Genomic DNA, 2,386 nt, shown 5'->3' with positions numbered 1-2,386 from the left:
GGCCGCCTCTATATTGCCGCTCCAACCCATCGACGCCGCCGTACCTTTTGTGACAACTCCCTTTAAAATATCGGTCATCAGCACGGCGCTGCTCTCCTGGTAAACCTGAACCGATTCATAATCTTCAAAAATATCTTCGCCCTGGTTATTGATCATCTTGATAATACAAGTCGGTTCGCGGTACTGTCCCCGGTCTGACAGTGCCGCATAAGCGCCCGCCATCTCCTCGGTCGTCATACCGGTGGTAAAGCCGCCCAGGGAGGTCGCCGGATAATAGTCCGCCGCCTGCACGCTCGCGAAGCGCATCTGGGTTAAATATGCCATGCCGACATCCGGTGTGATATCATCATAGATATACCATGCCACACCATTTTTACTTCGCTCGACCGCATTTCGAAGCTCCAGCCTCTCGCCGGAAAGGGACTTCACATCCACGCCCTTCTGCTTCGCCGCGTCAATATCGATATTCGGAATCCTTGTTTCCGATGTGTAACCATTTTCCAGTGCCGGTGTATACACGATCAACGGTTTGATAGAACTTCCCGGCTGTCTCGGGCTCTGGAACGCACGGTTTAATGTGTAGGTATCCGTCTCCTGACTGCGTCCACCCACAATCGCCACGACGCGGTTCGTCTTGTTGTCAATAACGGTGGACGCGCCTTGCAGCTTGTAAACGCCGTTTTCGGATGTATTGCCATCAAAGGACAGAACTCCATCTAATGCATCCTGCAGGATCGTCTGCTTGTCCGGATCCAACGAGGTATAAAGGTTATAGCCACCCGTATAGAGCGCATCGCGCTCCTGGTTGTACACCTCGTTGTAATTGGCATTGTACTCTTTGTAAGCCTCGTCGCTGCGGAATCCATACTGGAATTCAAAGCCGTCACGGCGCATCAGATAGCGAATCGCACAGTCGATCGCATACGTCGTCTCATAGTTGTGCAGCGGCACTCTCTGGCGGTTGACCGTGATCTCCTCCGCCTTTGCCTCTTTGCACGCTTTCTCCGTAATAAATCCCATACTCAGCATATCTTCCAGAATCTTATCGCGGCGTGTCAGCGCATTTTCCGGATGACGGTACGGGTTGTAATACGTCGGCGAGTTCGGAATCGCACACAAATATGCCGTCTGGCTCAAAGACAGTTCATCCGCATCCTTGCCAAAATAACCTCTTGCAGCCGCCTGAAGCCCGTAGTACGTGTTCGCGAAGCTGATATCATTGATATAGAACTCCATAATCTGCTCTTTGGTGTATTTCTTCGTCAGATCTAAGGAAATCAGCATCTCCTTGATCTTCCGCTCCATCGACACCTCGCGGGTCAGAAAACGGTTTCTCGCTAACTGCTGGGTGATCGTACTCGCGCCGTGCTTTTCTGCTCCCTCAGTCAAAAAGTAATTGACTGCGACACGGAAAATACCTTTTATATCAATGCCTGGATTTTCCCAGAACGTCCGATCCTCGATCGCCACAAATGCGTTGACTGCATTCTGCGGTATCTGGTCATACGTCAAATAACTAGAATCCTCGTCTCCCGTCAGCTTCGCCAGCACATTACCGTTGGCATCATAAATATAACTTGCCTCCTGCAAACGGAACGTATCCAGCGTACTGTTTTCCACCACTCCCTCTATCTGGCTTTTATAGTCCTCATAGAGCGGAATCAGCTTATATGCGCCAAATCCGGCACCGCCAATCACCAGCAGTACCAGACACACCAGAAGCGTCTTGAACATGGTTCCAAAGATCCTTGCCATCGCATGGAACACGATCTGCCCACCGCTCCGGCTGTTATTTTTGCCCGCTTTCTTTTGCTTGCTGACATCAATTTTCCCGCTTTTCTTTGCGGTGCCCCGCCTGCCCGAAGATCGTGCGGATGAAGCTACCGGCTTCTTTCGAACGCCGGAGGCGTCCTCTCTCGTCTGTTTCTCCCTCATCTCTTCCCTCATCTTCCTATGTATCTATGGTTGCTTCCATTCTATTTTCATGCGGCACCTTAGACTTCAAAAATGCCTGTCTGCGGACAGCAACTTTTTATACTTTTCTGACAAAATCAGCTTGGACTCCCTTTTATTATAAGTTTTTTTGTCCAAAAGAACAAGCCTGTTTTCGAAATCTGCTCAATCTCCTGCCGCGTGTTACGGTTCGCGCATACGTGCCCAGTAACGGAATTTGCCGCGGCTTCGCATTTAAATACGGCAAATTCCTGCTGCCACCACGTTTTCTTACGGCGCTTTCGGTTCCAAAAATGCCTACCCGTAAACAGTAACGGGATTTTGCCAATGCATTCAGCTTCAAAAACACTTGTCTGTAAACTGCATTTTCGCTGTATCAACGCCGTTTCCGAAGAAGAAATGCTAGAAGTTCATGCACTAACAACGGCGTGGC

General features: G+C 50.0%; 1 protein-coding gene. It reads right to left on the bottom strand.

Annotated features, from left to right (window positions below; all coding sequences use genetic code 11):
* Positions 1 to 1,935: transglycosylase domain-containing protein (locus QVO97_RS00485; protein WP_288188487.1), on the bottom strand; the 1,935-nt coding region annotated here is incomplete at its 3' end.
* Positions 1,936 to 2,386: the final 451 nt, after the last annotated feature.

Origin of the sequence: Clostridium sp. CAG:43, assembly GCF_000434655.1 — a bacterium.
Lineage (GTDB): Bacteria > Bacillota > Clostridia > Lachnospirales > Lachnospiraceae > Otoolea > Otoolea fessa.
This window is presented reverse-complemented; position numbering and strand designations above follow the sequence as displayed.